Origin of the sequence: Brenneria sp. hezel4-2-4 (assembly GCF_013155275.1) — a bacterium.
In the GTDB taxonomy this organism is placed as follows: domain Bacteria; phylum Pseudomonadota; class Gammaproteobacteria; order Enterobacterales; family Enterobacteriaceae; genus Brenneria.
The window spans coordinates 321,285-337,450 of record NZ_JABJXS010000001.1 but is presented as its reverse complement, the minus strand read 5'-3'; the positions used below and the strand labels follow the sequence as shown (position 1 = coordinate 337,450).

The window sequence follows — 16,166 nt, the reverse complement described above, 5'->3', positions numbered from 1 at the left end:
ACGCGGTGACGGTCATTACCACCGATAGCGACGATCTGGATAAAGATCCGCTCTATGCTGATGCCGCTAAATTTCTCACTGGAAAATCCGAAGCCTCCATTTCCCAGCTACAGCGCCATTTCCGCATCGGTTACAACCGTGCGGCCAGACTTATCGAAGCACTGGAGAGTGAAGGCGTAATCTCCGCGCCCAAGCATAACGGCATTCGTAAAGTGTTGGCCGGGGAGGGTGTGGCATGACCGATTTCTCCCAATCTGAATACGTCTTGGCGCTGGATAGCTACAAACGTCAGCCTGGTCACGAACTAAAACACGTTGGCGATCAGTGGCAGACGCCCGATGCATTGTTCTGGGGTATTAACGCTGCTTTTGGTCCGCTTGTTCTGGATTTGTTCGCGGAACCGGATAACGCAAAATGCCGGTCCTATTACACGGCGCGTGATAATGCGCTGGCGCAGGACTGGTCCTCGCGCCTAGCTGAGCTGAACGGTGCCGCATTTGCCAACCCGCCATACTCCCGTGCCAGTCAGCATGACTGCCAGTACATCACCGGCATGCGGCACATCATGGACTACGCAGCCCAGCAACGCGAGCGCGGCGGGCGGTACGTGTTTCTCATCAAAGCGGCGACATCCGAAGTGTGGTGGCCGGAGCAGGCGGATCACGTCGCGTTTATTCGCGGTCGCGTCGGATTCGAGCTGCCGGCGTGGTTTATCCCGAAAGATGCCCGACAGGTCGCCAGTTCCGCCGGATTCGCCGCAGCGATCGCTGTGTTCGACAAGACCTGGAGCGGTGCGGCGATGGCGTATATCGAGCGAGATCGGCTACTGGCGCAGGGAGAGGCATTTCTGGCACAGATTCGACGCGAGGCCGAACGGCTTATACCACAAATCCGACAACAAAATATTCCAGAAATTATTCCAGTGCCGGACACCGGCAACGCCGTTTGGCCGGCGGAGGTCAAGTTCCTGTTCGGGAAGATTCCGGCAGCGGACACGTTGCCTGCCGCGCAGCAACACAAACTCCGTAGCCACATTAACCGCCTGCGCCTGGAAGGGACGCAGGACTCCGAGATCATCACCATCGCCACGTCGCTGGCCGAGAAGATGGGCTCGTCCGTAACCGCAGAAGAAGGAACGGCATCATGAGGGAAATCATCGTCGATAATTTTGCCGGCGGCGGCGGGGCAAGTACCGGTATTGAAATGGCGATCGGTCGAAGTGTGGACATTGCGATTAATCACGACCCGAATGCAATTGCTATGCACACGACGAATCACCCGGACACGCTTCACTACTGCGAGAGCGTTTTCGATATCGACCCGGTGGCCGCCACCGCCGGCAAGCCGGTGGGTCTGGCATGGTTTAGTCCCGATTGTCGGCATTTTTCAAAAGCGAAGGGCAGCAAACCGGTGAAAAAGGAGATTCGCGGCTTGGCCTGGATTGTCCTGCGCTGGGCGCTGGCGGTACGCCCGCGTGTGATGATGTTGGAGAACGTCGAGGAGTTCAAAACCTGGGGGCCATTGTTGACTGATGCCGACGGCACACAACGGCCGGACCCGGTGCGCGCCGGCGAGACGTTCGCGGCATTCGTCGGTATGTTGGGCACCGGCGTACCGGCAGATCACCCGGCACTGGCCGAGGTGTGCGAGTTCCTTGGTATTGAGACGGCCAGCGATCAGGCCCGGCTTCTGGTACACGGACTGGGATATGCTGTCGATTATCGTGAATTACGCGCTGATAACTACGGAACGCCGCAGCGGCGCAAGCGGCTCTTCATGGTGATGCGCTGCGACGATCAGCCGGTGGTGTGGCCGGAGGCGACGCACGGCGATCCAAAATCCCCAGCAGTGCAGGCGGGTAAACTTAAGCCGTGGAGAACCGCCGCCGAGTGCATAGACTGGTCAATTCCATGCCCATCGATTTTCGAGCGAAAGAAGCCGCTGGCGGAAAACACATTGAAGCGTATCGCCCGCGGCATTCAGCGGTTCGTGCTGGATAACCCGACGCCGTTTATTGTGAAGTGCAACCACACCAGCAACCAGACGAAATACGATTGCTTTCGTGGACAACCACTGGATGAACCGTTGCAGACGATTACCCGTACGCATGGCTTTGCCGTTGTTACACCTCATCTAACGAAATTTCGTACTGGTGCCACCGGGCAGGAAGTGACGGAACCTATACCAACAGTTACTGCTGGTTCGTCCAATCGTCCCGGCGGGAACGGCCACGCTCTGGGCATGGTCGAAGCGAAACTGGCACCGTTCATTGCTGGAGCTGGTGGGCCAAAGTATTCAGCCAAACCTCGCAGCGTTGAACAACCCATGCATACGTTGGTCAATACGAACCATGCATGTGTTGTGGCGCCCGTGATAGCGCGTATCGGCCAAACCGGTTTCGGTGGCGATCGCATGGCATACGATGCAACGGATCCGCTTACAACGGTAACAAGCAAAGCTGAGCATCTGCTGGTGGCACCGGTAATCGCTCGGCAGTTCGGTAACAGCGTAGGCCATGGCGCCGATGAGCCAAACGGTACGATCACGGCGGGCGGTGGTGGGAAATCGCAGTTGGTGTCCGCGTTTCTGGCGAAACATTACGGAGGTAATTATACCGGTCCCGGAGTAGGGATGGATGAACCAGTGCATTCGGTGACAACCGTCGATCATCATGCTGTTGTCGCTGCGAACCTCCTAACTATCGGCTACGGCGAACGCCCGGGACAGCAAGCGCGCGTGCAGGACATCGAGAAGCCTCTGGGTACAGTCGTAGCGGCGAAAAAACACGCTATGGTCACGTCCCATCTTGTGAAGCTACGTGGAACATGCAAAGACGGCCAACCTGTAACTGAGCCAATGCCGACTATTACCGCTGGCGGGCTGCACATTGGGGAAGTACGTGCTTTCTTGCTTAAATATTACGGCAACGAGAAGGAAGGACTAAACATCAATGACCCGCTCCACACTGTAACCAGCCGAGACAGGTTCGGACTGGTCACGGTCGAGGGCGTTGACTATCAGATCGTCGATATCGGCATGCGCATGTTGCAGCCGCATGAGCTCTACGCCGCGCAGGGCTTTCCGTCCTGGTACATCATCGATCAGGATTATCGGGGCGTGAAATACGCGAAAGATAAGCAGGTGGCCCGTTGCGGGAACGCCGTGCCGCCGCCGTTCGCCGAGGCGCTGGTCCGCGCCAATCTGCCTGAGTTATGTGCAGAACGGCAGGAGGTGGCAGCATGACCAAGTGGACCCACAATGGCCTTGCCCATGACCTGGCGGAACATCTCCGCCAGAACACATCTCGATTTGTCTGGGAAGACATGCAACTGGGGCCGGCGGGCAGCCCACGCCCCGATGTGTATGCCGTACCATTCAGCTTCAGCAAGTTCTGCCCCATCGCCTACGAGTGCAAAATCAGCGTATCCGATTTCCGTGCGGACGTGACGAAGGGCAAGTACACCAGCTATATGCCCTTCGCTAGCGGGATCGTATTCGCCGTGCCCGAAGGGTTGATCAAAAAGTCTGACTTGCCTGCGGGCTGCGGGCTGATGGTCCGTGGTGAAAACGGCTGGCGGACAGTCAAAGGGCCTACGTTGAACGCTGTCGACAATCTGCCGCGGGACGCCTGGATAAAGCTGTTGATTGACGGCATCCAGCGTGAAAGCAAACGCACTGAGCTGAAAGTGCGCTACGGAAGCATCTGGGTGACGGAGCGGGAACTAGCGAAGCGCCATGGTGAAGAGGTCGCACATCTGGTAAGGGAGGCACTTCTTTCGTCCGAACGGCTCCGTGATGCTACCGCCAAACGGGAGGCGGCGCGGGAAGAAATCTTCCGCGAGACTGAAGAGGAGAAAAAACGGAGATGGGAAGCGCTGGAGCGGTCCACCGGGCGATTGAATGATGCTCAGATGGAATTGGCGTCGGCGCTCGGGCTGCCTGAGAATGCCACTATATCCCAGTTAACCCGGGCGATTTATGAAGCGCGTAACAGGCTGGCCAGTGACAGAGAAATTCAGCGTTTTCGTAACCTTTTTCGTTATCTCGAACGCACTATCGCCGATGGTAACGAACCACTGCCTGGGGAGAATTCAGCATGACCACAGCAACGCGCACCAAATCCCCGAAAAAGCACAAAACCGAAGCGTTGGGCGTGCTGCTGCCCGGCGGTGGCATTAAATACTGTACCGATCACGATCGCGATGTAATGAAAGGGGTGCCAGTCGGCACTCCGATCTCGCTTTCTCCATTAGGTGACCGCCGCAACATCAAGCATCACCGCAAATTCTGGGCGCTTTTGGATCTTGGCTTTCAATATTGGGAGCCGGAATGGACGTTCGTCAGCGTGCCAGAAGTGTGGATAGCGGAGGAGGTGGCGCGCGAGGTGGCGCAGGAAGCTGGCGATCCCTCGCTGTATGACAACGTGACAAAGGGCATTGCCGCGCGCGTGTTGAATAAAGTGGCTGCCCAGCGCCGCCGCCGGTTCGATCCGGAAACGGTCAAGACCAAAGCATCATATCTGAACCACGTAATGATCAAGGCGGAATTTTATGATCTGGTGCCCAACCCGGACGGCGGAACGTTGAAACAACGCTGGAGCATCGCGTTTGCCAATATGGATCAGGCGGCGTTTGATGGCGTTTACCGCGGCGTGGCCGGGGTGATCTGGGCTGAAACGCTGAGCTGCTATTTTGCTGATGAGGCCGAAATGGAGCAGGCCGTTAACCAGTTGATGAATTTTTGAGGGCTGACCAATGACCGATAATGTGGATTTTCCAGACGACAGCGATAACGTTTTGCAGTTTACCAAACGCTTTGATGACAACGCCGACATCAAAGAAATGCGGAATTTCGTTGAGGCGCCGAAGCCGGAAGGGAGAACGTGCCGCCATGAGCGGGTTATTGTCTCGGAACATGAGCGTTCAGTGAAATGCCGTCTATGCGGCGCAATTCTGGAACCGTTCGATCACCTGCTGGCGCTGGCTAAACAGGAAACAAAGGTTGAATGGGAACTGCGCTCTTTGCGAATGGAAATTAAATCGCACCGCGAAGGGCTGGAGAAGTTAAGGCGCGAAGAGACCAATTGCAAAGGGCGGGTGCGAAATGCTCAGAATCGGCTCAATGAGATTAATGGGCAGATCCATACAGCGAATCAGGAACTTCAATTTGTACTGAAAAGGGTGGGCGATATTAAGTTGATGAGGGGAAAGGAAAATGCTTAAATCACCTGCATACCGTTCAAAAAAATTACGTGAGTCTGCTCGTGGGCAGATGTGCACTTTGCAGATACCGGGCATATGCAATGGCAATCCCGAAACAACGGTGTTGTGCCATCTTCCGAGCCCTACGCACGGCATGGGATATAAAGGGGATGACTTCTGGGCTGTCTATGGCTGTTCGTCTTGTCATGATGTGATTGATGGGCGAGTGTCGTATGACTGGCTGACTGGGGAAAAAGAAGAGGTTTTGCTTCAGGCGTTGTATTTGACAATAAAACTAAATAGTTATTAGAGGATGAGAATATGGATAATTCTGCTGGATATGTTGGTGATATAAAAGAGATAGATAATTATTTGGAAAAATGGTGTTCAGCTTTTTTACCAAAAAATTATGACAACAAATATATTGTAAAAGTTTTACTTTGTGATGGGGCAGGTTTTTCCAATGAAGAAATCTATTTTTCATATTTCATGTATTGCTGGAGAATTCTGCGGGTTAATCTTTTGGATAAGGGTAATGCTACGTTATCAATGCTGCCATACACATACAGCAGAATGAAAGAAAATAATATATACCTTGATGTTAATTTATTCAAAGAGAGGCCTAATAGCGCTTTGTTTTATATTGTTTTATCTTTAATGGAGTTTTTCTCTCGGAGTGATGTAACTCGTAGTTTAGGAGCAATAGATGGTTCACTTTATGCAGTTGGGAAGGTCAAATCTTTGTTAGGAAAGATCGATGAAATAACTGTAGAGCTTAACCAGACTCAATACCATTGCCTAAGTTCTTTAGAATATAGTATCCCATATAAATTGAAGTCCGGGATGGTTGATGATTTTAATAGCGAGCTTTCGGCAATTAGAATGAATATTGATAATATAAAGAAAAATGAAGTATGGGTAAAAATAAATGATTTTATAAATATGAATTTAACTGTGGATGAAGAATTAGCAAATCAGGATAAATTATTGAAAGATGTTGATGGTAAGATTGGTAAATTAAAGGAATATAATTCAAATTTAAATTTTGCACTATTGTCTGATGCCTTTAATAAAATAGGGAAGAAAAAACAGAAAGAACTCTTTTATTCTTATGTTAGATTTTTTATCCCCACTCTATTTATGGTTTTAATCCCCTTGGTTTCTATTTTTTTTCGTTATGACAAAGGAGACCCGGCGTTAAAGGATGTGTTTATTTTCGGCCCATTGCTTACATTGGAAATATTGTTATTCTATTTCATGCGGTTATTTTATGGGGAACTAAAAAATATTAAATCTCAGCTGCTACAAATAGATATGCGACTTAGCCTATGTGAGTTTATCCATGATTATGTGGAAAAAAGGGATGGTAGCGAAAAAACAGATAGTGCTTGGAAAGCTTTTGAGTCGTTAATATTTAGCCCCATTCAAGCTAACGAAGATAAGATCCCCGCAGTGCTTGATGGTGTAGAAACTATAGCTGAACTTGCTGGAAAGATCATTGCAGCTAAAAAATAATGATACTATTCAACTCAATTAACGCCCTAACCGCCATTAAGACCAAAGCCAAACTGGAAACTCGCAACGGAAAGGTGCGCAAAGTCTATCACCAGGCCGAGCTTGAAGAGCAAGCGTCATTGATTGAGTGGGCAGATAAGACAGTGATTGATTGAATAAAGATCGGGGATTATCTGCCGCATATCCCAAACGAGGGAAAGCGTGGGCCGAAAGCTGCGCGTGATGCAAAACGGCTTGGTGTTCGTTCTGGTGTGCCAGATCTGCTTCTGGCACTCCCACGCGGTGGTTATGCTTGTCTGTGGATCGAGATGAAAGCGAGGGATGGTAAGTTGACAACACAGCAAGTGATATGGCTGAGCAGGTTGGAATCAGTGGGATATTATGCTGTTTACTGCTTCGGTTTTACTCAGGCAGTTAACGTGTTAGAGAGATATTTAAATTTGTGAGGGAGATATGAGTTACATAGAGGTTGAAAAGGATGGTGTCATTTATGCTGCTGAATATATTTGTTCAGATAATGAGGTTGTTGTACTTGGGAATGGGAAAACAGAAACAATATTTTTGAATGGCATGAAAGAAATTAATGCAGCGAAAACAGCATTGAGAACATTAATTAGGCAAGGAAAGGCTTTCACCAAAGCAGAAATAGAATGATCTGTTTATTTCCTTGTGTGTCAGCCCTTAATTAATACAATCAGTCCAGTGACCACCGCGCAGGATTGACCAAATGACCATAGCTATAGAACAACTTATCAAGATGCACGATCCGCGCTGCATGAGTATTGAATCACTGAACATCGGGCGCGGGCGTGCAATCCTTACCAAAGAGCAAATATTAGGGGCATTCGCCACCGCCCAGCACCATCATTCTGTTGGTTTTGATTTACTAATGGCAAAGTATCGGCACGATAGTCAGGCAGAACAACGGATTCGGACAGCTATTACCGATTGGGTAAATGCCCGACCTCATCCAGAACATGCCATAACCGCCTGCCAGATTGCGTTAAGTATGGTGCTGGAGCGAAATTTACCCGCGCAAATTGATCATATCGCCAAGTTATTGCGCAGATACAGCTCCCGATCATCACAAACACGTAAGAATACTGATGTGCTTCAGGCTGAAATTAAGCAACAGGAAAAACAGCGCAGTCGGGATCGCGTTAGCGACGATGAATATCAACGTATCGGCCAGCAGATAGATCAATTATCGGCCAGGATTGAAGCTGAACGTGTAGCATTGCGTGCATGGGCGAAGCATCAGGCGGCACAGAACAATATTTGTCCTCGCTGTAGTGGTACCGGAAAAACGTTACGGCCAGCCGTTGTGCTATGCAATGAATGCGGCGGGCATGGGCGGATTACGGCAACGTTTGAGCATCTGCGAAAATCGATGCTTATCTCAGGGGCTGTGATACCAGCGGGCGAGTGGTCGGAGTATCTGGATCTGGCGAAACGGTGTATGCGATGGCTGTATATCGAAGAATCCCAAGCGGCTAATGTTCTGAGCAATCAAATTCATAATGAAATAGAAGACGTGATATAAACTCGATTGACCTGTCCCGCTATACGCGCTAAATTCCAGAAAGATACCGGAGTATGCCCCAAAAGCAGCTCCGGTTTTTTATTGGTCAGTCCTCAAGCCTGCATGGTTCGCCCAGCAGGCTTTTTTATTTCCTACCACAGCGCCATCCGAACAATCGGGGGTGAGGCTATGAGGCGAATGAGCGCGATATATAGCAAGCTATCATATGGATCCGGGACCGCATTAACAGGTGCAGGCGTATCAGAAAAGGCATATTCATCAGTAACGAATCAACCATCGTGGCAGTTATTTGATGCTATTTCAGTATTAACGCTGAGTGATTGGGCAATAATCGTCGGCATGATATGCACCATCGGTACATTTGCGTTGAATTGGTATTACAAACGCAAGGAATTTAATCTGAAGGTTGGGGGATAAGCCAATGGCTAAGCGTAAAATCGCGGCGGCCATTGTCTGTTCCGTCAGCGTGATTATTGGCATTGTATTGAACAATGCCGATCAATATAAATCGGCGACGGGAAACAGCTTACGTTTCAGCCTGGCTGCAATGGAAGTGATGGGCAATGCTGAAGGTTGCCGCCGGGAACCGTATTTGTGTCCGGCAAAAATCGTTACGCAAGGCATCGGCCACACAGGTAAAGGTTCAGGCCTAGTGGCCCAGGCCAGCGATCAGCAAATCGCGCAGTGGTTTGCTGAGGACCAACTGGATGCACAGAATTGTATAGAGGCCAATATAGAGCGAAAGCTGGGAAAGCAATTGCCGCAAGGTGTGTTCGATGGGATTGGGAGTTTTATTTTTAATATCGGATGCACGAAATTTCTCAGGTCTACGATGTATCGCCACTTGATTAACCAGGCATACACGGCGGCCTGCAACCAATTACCTCGATGGGTTTATGCGGGAAAAGAAATCCTGGCAGGGCTGGTTATTCGGCGGGAGAAAGAAAAGGCACTTTGCTTAAACTTCTGAATATTGCTCCAGTTTGGTTAGTAAATGTTCAAATTAACCGTGATTTGGCAGCGTTACGTAAAATCTGAATCACTCACCATCATCAATCTCTTCACTTTTTAACAGGCAAACCATGTTATCCACGAAAATGAAAGCGCTGCTGATCGGCGGCACGCTGGCGGCTGCGTTCGGCGCCGGGTGGTATGTGCAGGGATTGCGTTGGGATGCGGATATTGCCGAGCGCGGTAAAGTCCAGGCCGATGATATTAGCGCCGGTCAGAAGTCGATCATCGCCGGGCAGGCGTTCCAGTTTCAGCGATACAACGAAATCGCCAGGCAGGCCAATCAGGACGCGATCACCATCAAAGGTCAATCCGATGAAAAACAAATTATCTACCGGACAATCATCAAACGTGATCCGGCTGGCCGTCAGTGTGTGCCTGATGATGTTGCTAAGCGCCTGCTCGACTACGCGCACAGTCTACGTGCCAGCGCAATGCGTACCGTTGCCAGCGGAGCTGATGCAGCCGGTACTGGTACCGCTGCCGCCGGCTGCCGATTGACATACGGGCAGGCGGTTTATTGGATTGAACCATTGCTGACGACGATTGACCTGGCAAATAGCCAACTGGTCAGTATTAGTGATGTTGAATCAGCTAGAAAAGGCAAATAAGCGGGTTACAAAAATATATCAGAAATAGGTTTTGAAATAGAGAGAGTTCCCTCTCCCTATAAACACAGATAAAATATTAATTGGCTCTGGCAAGTAGTTTTGCTACTTGGTCGTGAAGTTTATTGAAGTATTCAGGATTCTCATCAGTTACTTTCTGCTGATGGGGTAATTTAATTGCCTCTTCATATGCTGTGGCTAACATTCCTGGCTTACCTGACGTTCCATTCATAGCGACAGAAATCGCTATTATGGCGACATAAGCGGCATGTAGTTCAAACTTAAGAGTTTCATTGGACGTTTCAAGATCCGAAATACGTTGTTCTAAATCGATTGGTGTAGTCATTCATTTTCTCCATGCATCTATGTAAAGTGCAAAGATAGGATAGCACTTAAATAACGGGTAAGCTGACGTCAGCGTGCAAAGTTATGAGGAGTAGTTCTATGGGGTAAGTCGGCTTCACTGAGCGCCAGTGATAATGCTGTCACCCAATAAGTTTCAGGGGTAACCTGTAACCAACAAAATTATGTAAGGGGGGGAAGTGAAAGAAAATTTAATCACAATCGAAAAAATTTATTCCATCGCTCACGATTACTTTCCGAAGGGACACACACGAGTGGAAATATGGGACATTGGGCTAAAGTTCGTAAATCAAACAGCCGAAGGTGAGAAGACCGCCTTCTTGCAGCGGGAACTGAATCTGATTGATGAAACATCAATCAGAGGTTTTTTAGATGCCGAGATTGAAAGTTAATGGAAACCGCCTTCGGGCGGTTTTTTCTCGCCATCACCATAGGTAGACCTATAGTAATGTCATTAACCGAACCATTGCCCTGGCATTCGCCGGGGCTTTTTTATGCCCACAAACAAAGGTTATCCCCATGACACCGACCAACGATCAACAGATTGAACAGGAAATTCAGACCAAAGGTTTAACCGCGCCACGCGTCACGCCGGAGCATATTGCGAGTGTTATCCGTAGCGAATTCTATTTCACGGCAGGTGACGGCGTACGTGGCGAGTCTCATATGGGGACGTCACCGGCAGGTATCGCCAAAAGCCTCAATCAGTTAACTACCTGCGTGTTGGTGCTGCGCAACGGCTTCACCGTCACTGGCGAAAGCGCCTGCGTCAGCCCCGATAATTTCAATGCGGAGCTTGGCCGGAAGTATGCCCGGGAGAAAGCCATCAATAAAATTTGGGAGTTGGAAGGTTATCTGCTGAAGCAGCGTCTTTATGAGCAATCCGCAACCATGCCCTCAAATGCGGAGCCCGTTACTCTTTATCGCGACCAACTGGTAAGCATCAACGGCATCCCGTTCTTCCTGTTGGGTGATGTACAAGCCTATAGCGGCAGCAAAGGTAATATCGCCCTGGCGTTCGAACCTCAACCAGAATACTCGGAGTAAGGCATTACAGAACCACTTCCCAGAGGTGGTTCGATAATGCTTATTCAGTAGGACGTTATGGCAAAGTACGATTGGAAAAAGCTGCTGGCCGATTATGCCTCTGCATATTCAGCGACGGGAATCTCCCCAGCGGATTGGTGTGTTCAGAATGACGTGCCATATAGTTCTGCGAAGCGTTACATCACGATAAAGGCTGCAACTGACGTCATTGAGCAGAATTCGCAAATTCGCAGTTCGCAAAAAGAGGATTCGCAGATTCGCAAAGAGAAAGGTGCGAATCGCAAACAAGCGAAAAAGCCTGATAACTATGATGATGAAGAAGATGATGGAGCGGCAGATACAGACGATCACGGCAGCGAGTCTTCACAACCAGACGCGAAATTAAACGGCAGGGACTCAGCGGGCCGGTTTACTGAAGGCAATCCCGGCAATCCCAATGCCGTCAGCCCGTTTGTGAAAGGTCATCAATACGCCACAAAGCACGGTGCCTACGCCCAATACCTCCACGCCGACGAGCTTTTCGACGCTGCCAAAGAGTCCGATTTGCGCGATGAACTGATTTTCACCCGCGCCCGCGCGCTGTCTGTCACCAAGACGCTGAACAAAATCATGGAGGATTTGCAGAACGCGCCGGACGTTGAAACTCGTATCGATCTGTATGACAAAATGCTCAAGGCCGAACAGGGGCTTGATCGCAATATTGCCCGCATCGAATCGTTGGAAAACAGTCTGAGTAGATTACAGCTTGATGCGGTGAATGTTCCCCGGCTGGCAGCCGACACCTTCCGTATCAAGGCGGCCACCGCCAAGCTGAAAGCAGAGACGGAGAAACTTACGGCGGAAAGCAAAGACGTGACTACGCCGTTGACCGATGTTGTCAGGGATATTCACGACATGCCTGATGATGGGATGCTGGCGCAATGACCACACCACATTACGACACCGGTTTGGTTGAAGACGAACTGGACAGCATGACCGAGGCGCAGCAGCGCCTTTTTGTTTTATCGAAGTTGAGCAATCCGTGGTGGCGGCTCAACAATCTGTACAAGATTGAGAACGAGAAAGGCCAACTGGTTACGTTTCGGATGCGTCCGGCGCAGCGTCGGCTGTTCCAGAACATGCATTACCGGAACATCATTCTCAAGGCGCGCCAGTTGGGATTTTCCACGGCGATTGATATCTACCTGCTTGACCAGGCGCTGTTCAACCGCAATCTGAAATGCGGGATTATCGCGCAGGACAAAGTTGCCGCCGGCGAAATCTTCCGTACCAAGATATCGATACCTTTCGATAATCTGCCTGGTTGGTTGCGTTCGACATTCAAGATCAGCGAGCGACGTAGCGGCGCCAACGGCGGGTACATCCTGTTTTCGCACGGTAGCTCAATCCAGGTGGCGACGTCTTTCCGCTCCGGCACGGTTCAACGGTTGCATATTTCCGAGCACGGTAAGATCTGCGCTAAGTACCCGGCAAAGGCGAAAGAACTGCGCACCGGTACGCTCAACGCCATTCACGACGGTTGTATCATCTTTGATGAATCAACCGCCGAGGGTGTCGGTGGGGATTTCTACACCATGAGCACCCGCGCACTTGAACTGTCGCAATCCGGCATTGAGCTGACGACGCAGGATTACAAGTTTCATTTCTATCCGTGGTTTGACGATCCGAAATATGTCGCATCCGTTCCGGCCGGCGGCCCACGCCTGAGCAAATATCATCAGGAATATTTCGCCGCGGTGGAAGCCGCCATGCGCATCACACTGACGGATCAGCAAAAGCAGTGGTATATCAGGAAAGAGGTTGAGCAGGGCGAGGAAATGAAGCAGGAATTCCCGTCCACGCCGCAGGAAGCCTTTCTGACCTCTGGCCGCCGCGTGTTCACGGCCATTACAGTAATGAAAGCCGAGGGAGCAACCCGACCGCCCCGCATTGTCTACGATATGGACCCTATAACCGGCAAGCGCACCAAAGTGCAAGCGTTGCGCGACGGCAGCAAAGACGAACTCCAGCGCACGCTGCTAAATCATCTGCTGGTCTGGGAACTACCGGATCCGGATGAGGATTACGCGATCGGCGCGGACGTGGCCGAGGGGCTGGAAAACGGTGACCGATCTTCATTTGACGTAGTGAAGAAATCCACCGGCGAGCAAGTGGCGCACTGGTTCGGTCATCTGGATGCGGAGTTGTTCGCCCAACTGCTGGCGCACATTGGCACCTGTTACAACACCGCGTTCATTGGCCCGGAGCGCAACAATCACGGCCATGCTGTCCTGCAAAAGCTGCGTGATATTTATCCGGTGCGCGCTATTTACGCCGAGCAATACCTTGATCGCGATAACGATGATGAGACGCCTAAACTCGGCTGGCTCACCACGAAGCAAAGCAAACCTATTGTGATTGAGGGATTGAAAACGCTTTTGCGTGAAACTGCTTCCGGCATTCGTTGGATCGGCACCATCAACGAACTGAACACCTATGTTTATGACCCGAAAGGTCGGATGAATGCGCAGACTGACTGTTTCGACGACCAGGTAATGAGCTACGCGATTGCACAGGAAATGCGCGCCCGTATGCCAGCGCGCCCGAAACCAAAACCCATCGACCGATCTAAACCCTCTCACTGGATGTCACATTGATGAATACAGCCATTATTGAAGCTGAGGCCCGGCCACAGCAGCAGGATAATCGCGATCGTTTTACGCAGCGTCAATTACTGGATATTTCATCGGACATTGACGCCCAACCAGACTGGCGCACCACGGCGAATACCGCCTGTGCTTATTACGATGGCGATCAACTGGCGCCTGAGTTGGTGGCGAAACTGCGTGAGCGCGGGCAGCCGCTGACCATGCATAACCTGATTGCGCCGACCATTGACGGTGTATTGGGGATGGAGGCCAAGACCCGTACCGATTTGATGGTTATTGCTGACGATCCTAATGAAGAAATGGAACAACTGGCCGAAGCGGTGAATGCCGAATTCTCTGATGCCTGTCGATTGTCAGGGCTGAACAAAGCACGTTCTGATGCCTATGCCGAGCAGATTAAAGCCGGGCTATCATGGGTTGAAGTGCGTCGGAACAGCGATCCGTTCGGCAACCGTTACAAGGTCGGCACGGTTCACCGTAACGAAGTGTTCTGGGACTGGTTCAGCCGTGAGGCGGATCTGAGTGATTGCCGCTGGATGATGCGCAAACGCTGGATGGATGTTGATGAAGTAAAAGGCACGTTCCCGCATAAAGCTGATGTGATTGATTACTCGGTACATGAGTGGAAAGGGTTTGTTGAGTCTGATCTGGCTGAAGGGCAGGAATCCGATCTGATCAGCGGCTATGAGGAATATCATTCATGGAGCCGTCAGGATAGCGAATGGATATCATCGAACCGTAAGCGAGTGCTGTTGCAGGTGGTTTATTATCGTACCTATCAGCGTATGCCGGTGATGGAGTTACAGAGCGGGCGCGTTATCCAGTTCGATAAAAACAATGTGATGCACGCGGTGGCGCTGGCGACGGGCAGAGTTTCCGTGTCAATGGCGCGAGTCAGCCGGATCCGCGAGGCGTGGTTTGTCGGTCCGCATTTTATTGCCGATCGTCCGTGTGAAGCGCCGCAGGGCATGTTTCCGCTGATCCCATTCTGGGGATATCGCAAAGATAAAACGGGTGCACCCTATGGGCTGGCCTGCCGTGCAATCCCGGCGCAGGATGAAGTGAATTTCCGCCGCATTAAATTGACCTGGCTGTTGCAGGCCAAGCGGATTATCAAAGACGAAGACGCTACCAATATGACAGACAAGCAGTTGGTAGAGGAAGCTGAGCGCCCGGACGGGGTGATCAATCTCAATCCCAAACGAGCCAACAAAACTACCGCATCAGATGCGCTGAAAATTGAGCAGGATTTTCAGGTTGCCCAGCAACAGTTCCAGGTCATGCAGGAAAGCATGAAGCTGATTCAGGACGGCATGGGCGTGTACTCCGCTTTTCTGGGACAGGAATCAAACGCATCCTCTGGTGTAGCAATCAGTAACCTGGTGGAGCAGGGTGCGACGACGTTGGCGGAAATCAACGATAACTATCAGTTTGCCTGCCAGCAGGTGGGGCAATTGCTGCTTTCCTATCTGCTGGACGACCTCAAACGCCGCCGTAATTATGCCGTGGTGGTTAACCGTGACGATCCACGCCGCCGCAAGTCCGTCACCATCAATGAAGAAACTGAAAGCGGGATGACTAACGATATTTCCCGCCTGCGCGCGCATATCGCGCTGGCGCCGATTCAGCAGACGCCGGCATACAAATCACAATTGGCCGAACGTATGTCTCAGGTTATTACCGGTCTTCCGCCACAGGTGCAGGCCACTGTATTGGATATGTGGGTAGAACTGCTGGATGTACCGAAGAAAGCCGAGTTTATCGAGCGGATCCGCAGCGCGCTTGGTACGCCGAAGGCGCCGGATGAGATGACGCCGGAAGAGCAACAGGCCGCCCAGCAGCAACAGCAGATGCAGGCGCAACAGCAGGAATTGGCGATGCGCGAAATTGCCGGGAAGGTGGCGAAACTGGAAGCAGAGGCGCAACGTATTGCAGCCGCTGCGCAACGAGAACAGACGCTGACTAACAGCCAGCGCTTTGATGATGCTAAGACGCAGGCAGAAACCGGTCGTATTCTTCAGGATATGGAGAACACGACGCGGGAAATAGACGCGCTGAGTGCGCAGATGATGCAGACTATTCAGGGACAGATTGATGCGATTCCGGTTTGATTAGATAAATATATAATTATCAATTAATTATATATATTTAAAAACTTTCAAAAGAGCTTTGACTTGAGCTGTGAAAATTTTTATCATTAAAAATACTGTATTTATATACAGTATTTTTA

Annotated in this window: 19 protein-coding genes and 1 pseudogene; 19 read left to right on the top strand and 1 reads right to left on the bottom strand. The window is 50.7% G+C overall.

Going from position 1 to position 16,166, the window contains the following annotated elements; translation table 11 throughout:
• The first annotated feature begins 5 nt into the window (after window positions 1–5).
• The 14 genes from HOY33_RS20580 to HOY33_RS01500 all read left to right on the top strand — a co-directional run bounded on the left by HOY33_RS20580 (window position 6) and on the right by HOY33_RS01500 (window position 9,881).
• Entirely contained in the window at window positions 6–239 is a 234-nt protein-coding gene (locus tag HOY33_RS20580) for a DNA translocase FtsK (RefSeq protein WP_330527293.1), read from the top strand.
• Window positions 236–1,147 carry a phage N-6-adenine-methyltransferase gene (locus HOY33_RS01560; RefSeq protein ID WP_172287939.1) on the top strand — a complete coding sequence of 304 codons (912 nt, stop codon included), beginning with the start codon at window positions 236–238 and terminating at the stop codon, window positions 1,145–1,147. The genes HOY33_RS20580 and HOY33_RS01560 overlap by 4 nt, the downstream gene beginning before the upstream one ends.
• Complete coding sequence (locus HOY33_RS01555) at window positions 1,144–3,243, top strand: DNA cytosine methyltransferase (RefSeq protein WP_172287937.1); 2,100 nt, start codon at window positions 1,144–1,146, stop codon at window positions 3,241–3,243. The genes HOY33_RS01560 and HOY33_RS01555 overlap by 4 nt, the downstream gene beginning before the upstream one ends.
• Complete coding sequence (locus tag HOY33_RS01550; protein WP_172287936.1) at window positions 3,240–4,100, top strand: hypothetical protein; 861 nt, start codon at window positions 3,240–3,242, stop codon at window positions 4,098–4,100. Before HOY33_RS01555 ends, HOY33_RS01550 begins: the two co-directional genes overlap by 4 nt.
• Window positions 4,097–4,744: a DUF1367 family protein gene (locus tag HOY33_RS01545; RefSeq protein WP_172287934.1), complete on the top strand. Its 648-nt coding sequence runs from the start codon at window positions 4,097–4,099 to the stop codon at window positions 4,742–4,744. The genes HOY33_RS01550 and HOY33_RS01545 overlap by 4 nt, the downstream gene beginning before the upstream one ends.
• Window positions 4,745–4,754: 10 nt before the next feature.
• On the top strand, window positions 4,755–5,222 hold the full coding sequence (locus HOY33_RS01540; protein ID WP_172287933.1) for a hypothetical protein: 468 nt from the start codon (window positions 4,755–4,757) through the stop codon (window positions 5,220–5,222).
• A complete protein-coding gene (locus HOY33_RS01535; protein WP_172287931.1) occupies window positions 5,215–5,511 on the top strand; it encodes a DUF1364 domain-containing protein in 297 nt (98 codons plus the stop codon). The genes HOY33_RS01540 and HOY33_RS01535 overlap by 8 nt, the downstream gene beginning before the upstream one ends.
• 11 nt (window positions 5,512–5,522) lie before the next feature.
• Entirely contained in the window at window positions 5,523–6,716 is a 1,194-nt protein-coding gene (locus HOY33_RS01530; protein ID WP_172287930.1) for a hypothetical protein, read from the top strand.
• Between the two features lie 251 nt (window positions 6,717–6,967).
• Window positions 6,968–7,162 carry a VRR-NUC domain-containing protein gene (locus HOY33_RS20575; protein WP_371734372.1) on the top strand — a complete coding sequence of 65 codons (195 nt, stop codon included), beginning with the start codon at window positions 6,968–6,970 and terminating at the stop codon, window positions 7,160–7,162.
• A gap of 7 nt (window positions 7,163–7,169) precedes the next feature.
• The gene (locus HOY33_RS01520; RefSeq protein ID WP_172287928.1) at window positions 7,170–7,370 is read left to right on the top strand and encodes a hypothetical protein; all 201 of its coding nucleotides are present in this window, start codon (window positions 7,170–7,172) and stop codon (window positions 7,368–7,370) included.
• A 73-nt stretch (window positions 7,371–7,443) separates the two neighbouring features.
• A complete protein-coding gene (locus HOY33_RS01515) occupies window positions 7,444–8,259 on the top strand; it encodes a TIGR02642 family protein (protein WP_172287927.1) in 816 nt (271 codons plus the stop codon).
• 102 nt (window positions 8,260–8,361) lie between these two features.
• Window positions 8,362–8,676: an HP1 family phage holin gene (locus tag HOY33_RS20770; RefSeq protein ID WP_371734374.1), complete on the top strand. Its 315-nt coding sequence runs from the start codon at window positions 8,362–8,364 to the stop codon at window positions 8,674–8,676.
• A gap of 4 nt (window positions 8,677–8,680) precedes the next feature.
• On the top strand, window positions 8,681–9,229 hold the full coding sequence (locus HOY33_RS01505; RefSeq protein WP_172287924.1) for a lysozyme: 549 nt from the start codon (window positions 8,681–8,683) through the stop codon (window positions 9,227–9,229).
• 127 nt (window positions 9,230–9,356) lie between these two features.
• Complete coding sequence (locus tag HOY33_RS01500) at window positions 9,357–9,881, top strand: hypothetical protein (protein ID WP_253906906.1); 525 nt, start codon at window positions 9,357–9,359, stop codon at window positions 9,879–9,881.
• A 76-nt stretch (window positions 9,882–9,957) separates the two neighbouring features.
• On the opposite strand, the gene HOY33_RS01495 is transcribed toward HOY33_RS01500, so the two are convergent.
• Window positions 9,958–10,224, bottom strand: coding sequence for a hypothetical protein (locus HOY33_RS01495; RefSeq protein WP_172287921.1), 267 nt, complete (start codon window positions 10,222–10,224; stop codon window positions 9,958–9,960).
• Between the two features lie 196 nt (window positions 10,225–10,420).
• Between HOY33_RS01495 and HOY33_RS01490 the strand changes: the two genes are divergently transcribed.
• The 5 genes and pseudogenes from HOY33_RS01490 (at window position 10,421) to HOY33_RS01470 (ending at window position 16,047) form a co-directional block, all read left to right on the top strand.
• Complete coding sequence (locus tag HOY33_RS01490) at window positions 10,421–10,633, top strand: hypothetical protein (RefSeq protein WP_172287919.1); 213 nt, start codon at window positions 10,421–10,423, stop codon at window positions 10,631–10,633.
• A gap of 127 nt (window positions 10,634–10,760) precedes the next feature.
• Window positions 10,761–11,123, top strand: a pseudogene (locus HOY33_RS01485) (Gp49 family protein); the annotation flags it as partial.
• A gap of 222 nt (window positions 11,124–11,345) precedes the next feature.
• A complete protein-coding gene (locus tag HOY33_RS20565; protein WP_172287916.1) occupies window positions 11,346–12,212 on the top strand; it encodes a terminase in 867 nt (288 codons plus the stop codon).
• A 47-nt stretch (window positions 12,213–12,259) separates the two neighbouring features.
• A complete protein-coding gene (locus HOY33_RS01475) occupies window positions 12,260–13,924 on the top strand; it encodes a terminase (protein WP_172288784.1) in 1,665 nt (554 codons plus the stop codon).
• Window positions 13,924–16,047, top strand: coding sequence for a portal protein (locus HOY33_RS01470; protein WP_172287914.1), 2,124 nt, complete (start codon window positions 13,924–13,926; stop codon window positions 16,045–16,047). Before HOY33_RS01475 ends, HOY33_RS01470 begins: the two co-directional genes overlap by 1 nt.
• The last annotated feature ends 119 nt before the right edge of the window (window positions 16,048–16,166 follow it).

Bases quoted from the DNA above. Each gene is read 5' to 3' on its own strand.
- HOY33_RS01535 (WP_172287931.1), top strand. From the start codon at position 5,215: ATGCTTAAATCACCTGCATACCGTTCAAAAAAATTACGTGAGTCTGCT.
- HOY33_RS01540 (WP_172287933.1), top strand. From the start codon at position 4,755: ATGACCGATAATGTGGATTTTCCAGACGACAGCGATAACGTTTTGCAG.
- HOY33_RS01560 (WP_172287939.1), top strand. From the start codon at position 236: ATGACCGATTTCTCCCAATCTGAATACGTCTTGGCGCTGGATAGCTAC.
- HOY33_RS01500 (WP_253906906.1), top strand. From the start codon at position 9,357: ATGAAAGCGCTGCTGATCGGCGGCACGCTGGCGGCTGCGTTCGGCGCC.
- HOY33_RS20770 (WP_371734374.1), top strand. From the start codon at position 8,362: ATGGTTCGCCCAGCAGGCTTTTTTATTTCCTACCACAGCGCCATCCGA.
- HOY33_RS01505 (WP_172287924.1), top strand. From the start codon at position 8,681: ATGGCTAAGCGTAAAATCGCGGCGGCCATTGTCTGTTCCGTCAGCGTG.
- HOY33_RS01555 (WP_172287937.1), top strand. From the start codon at position 1,144: ATGAGGGAAATCATCGTCGATAATTTTGCCGGCGGCGGCGGGGCAAGT.
- HOY33_RS01530 (WP_172287930.1), top strand. From the start codon at position 5,523: ATGGATAATTCTGCTGGATATGTTGGTGATATAAAAGAGATAGATAAT.
- HOY33_RS01515 (WP_172287927.1), top strand. From the start codon at position 7,444: ATGACCATAGCTATAGAACAACTTATCAAGATGCACGATCCGCGCTGC.
- HOY33_RS01470 (WP_172287914.1), top strand. From the start codon at position 13,924: ATGAATACAGCCATTATTGAAGCTGAGGCCCGGCCACAGCAGCAGGAT.
- HOY33_RS01550 (WP_172287936.1), top strand. From the start codon at position 3,240: ATGACCAAGTGGACCCACAATGGCCTTGCCCATGACCTGGCGGAACAT.
- HOY33_RS01475 (WP_172288784.1), top strand. From the start codon at position 12,260: ATGACCGAGGCGCAGCAGCGCCTTTTTGTTTTATCGAAGTTGAGCAAT.
- HOY33_RS01520 (WP_172287928.1), top strand. From the start codon at position 7,170: ATGAGTTACATAGAGGTTGAAAAGGATGGTGTCATTTATGCTGCTGAA.
- HOY33_RS01545 (WP_172287934.1), top strand. From the start codon at position 4,097: ATGACCACAGCAACGCGCACCAAATCCCCGAAAAAGCACAAAACCGAA.
- HOY33_RS01495 (WP_172287921.1), bottom strand. From the start codon at position 10,224: ATGACTACACCAATCGATTTAGAACAACGTATTTCGGATCTTGAAACG.
- HOY33_RS20565 (WP_172287916.1), top strand. From the start codon at position 11,346: ATGGCAAAGTACGATTGGAAAAAGCTGCTGGCCGATTATGCCTCTGCA.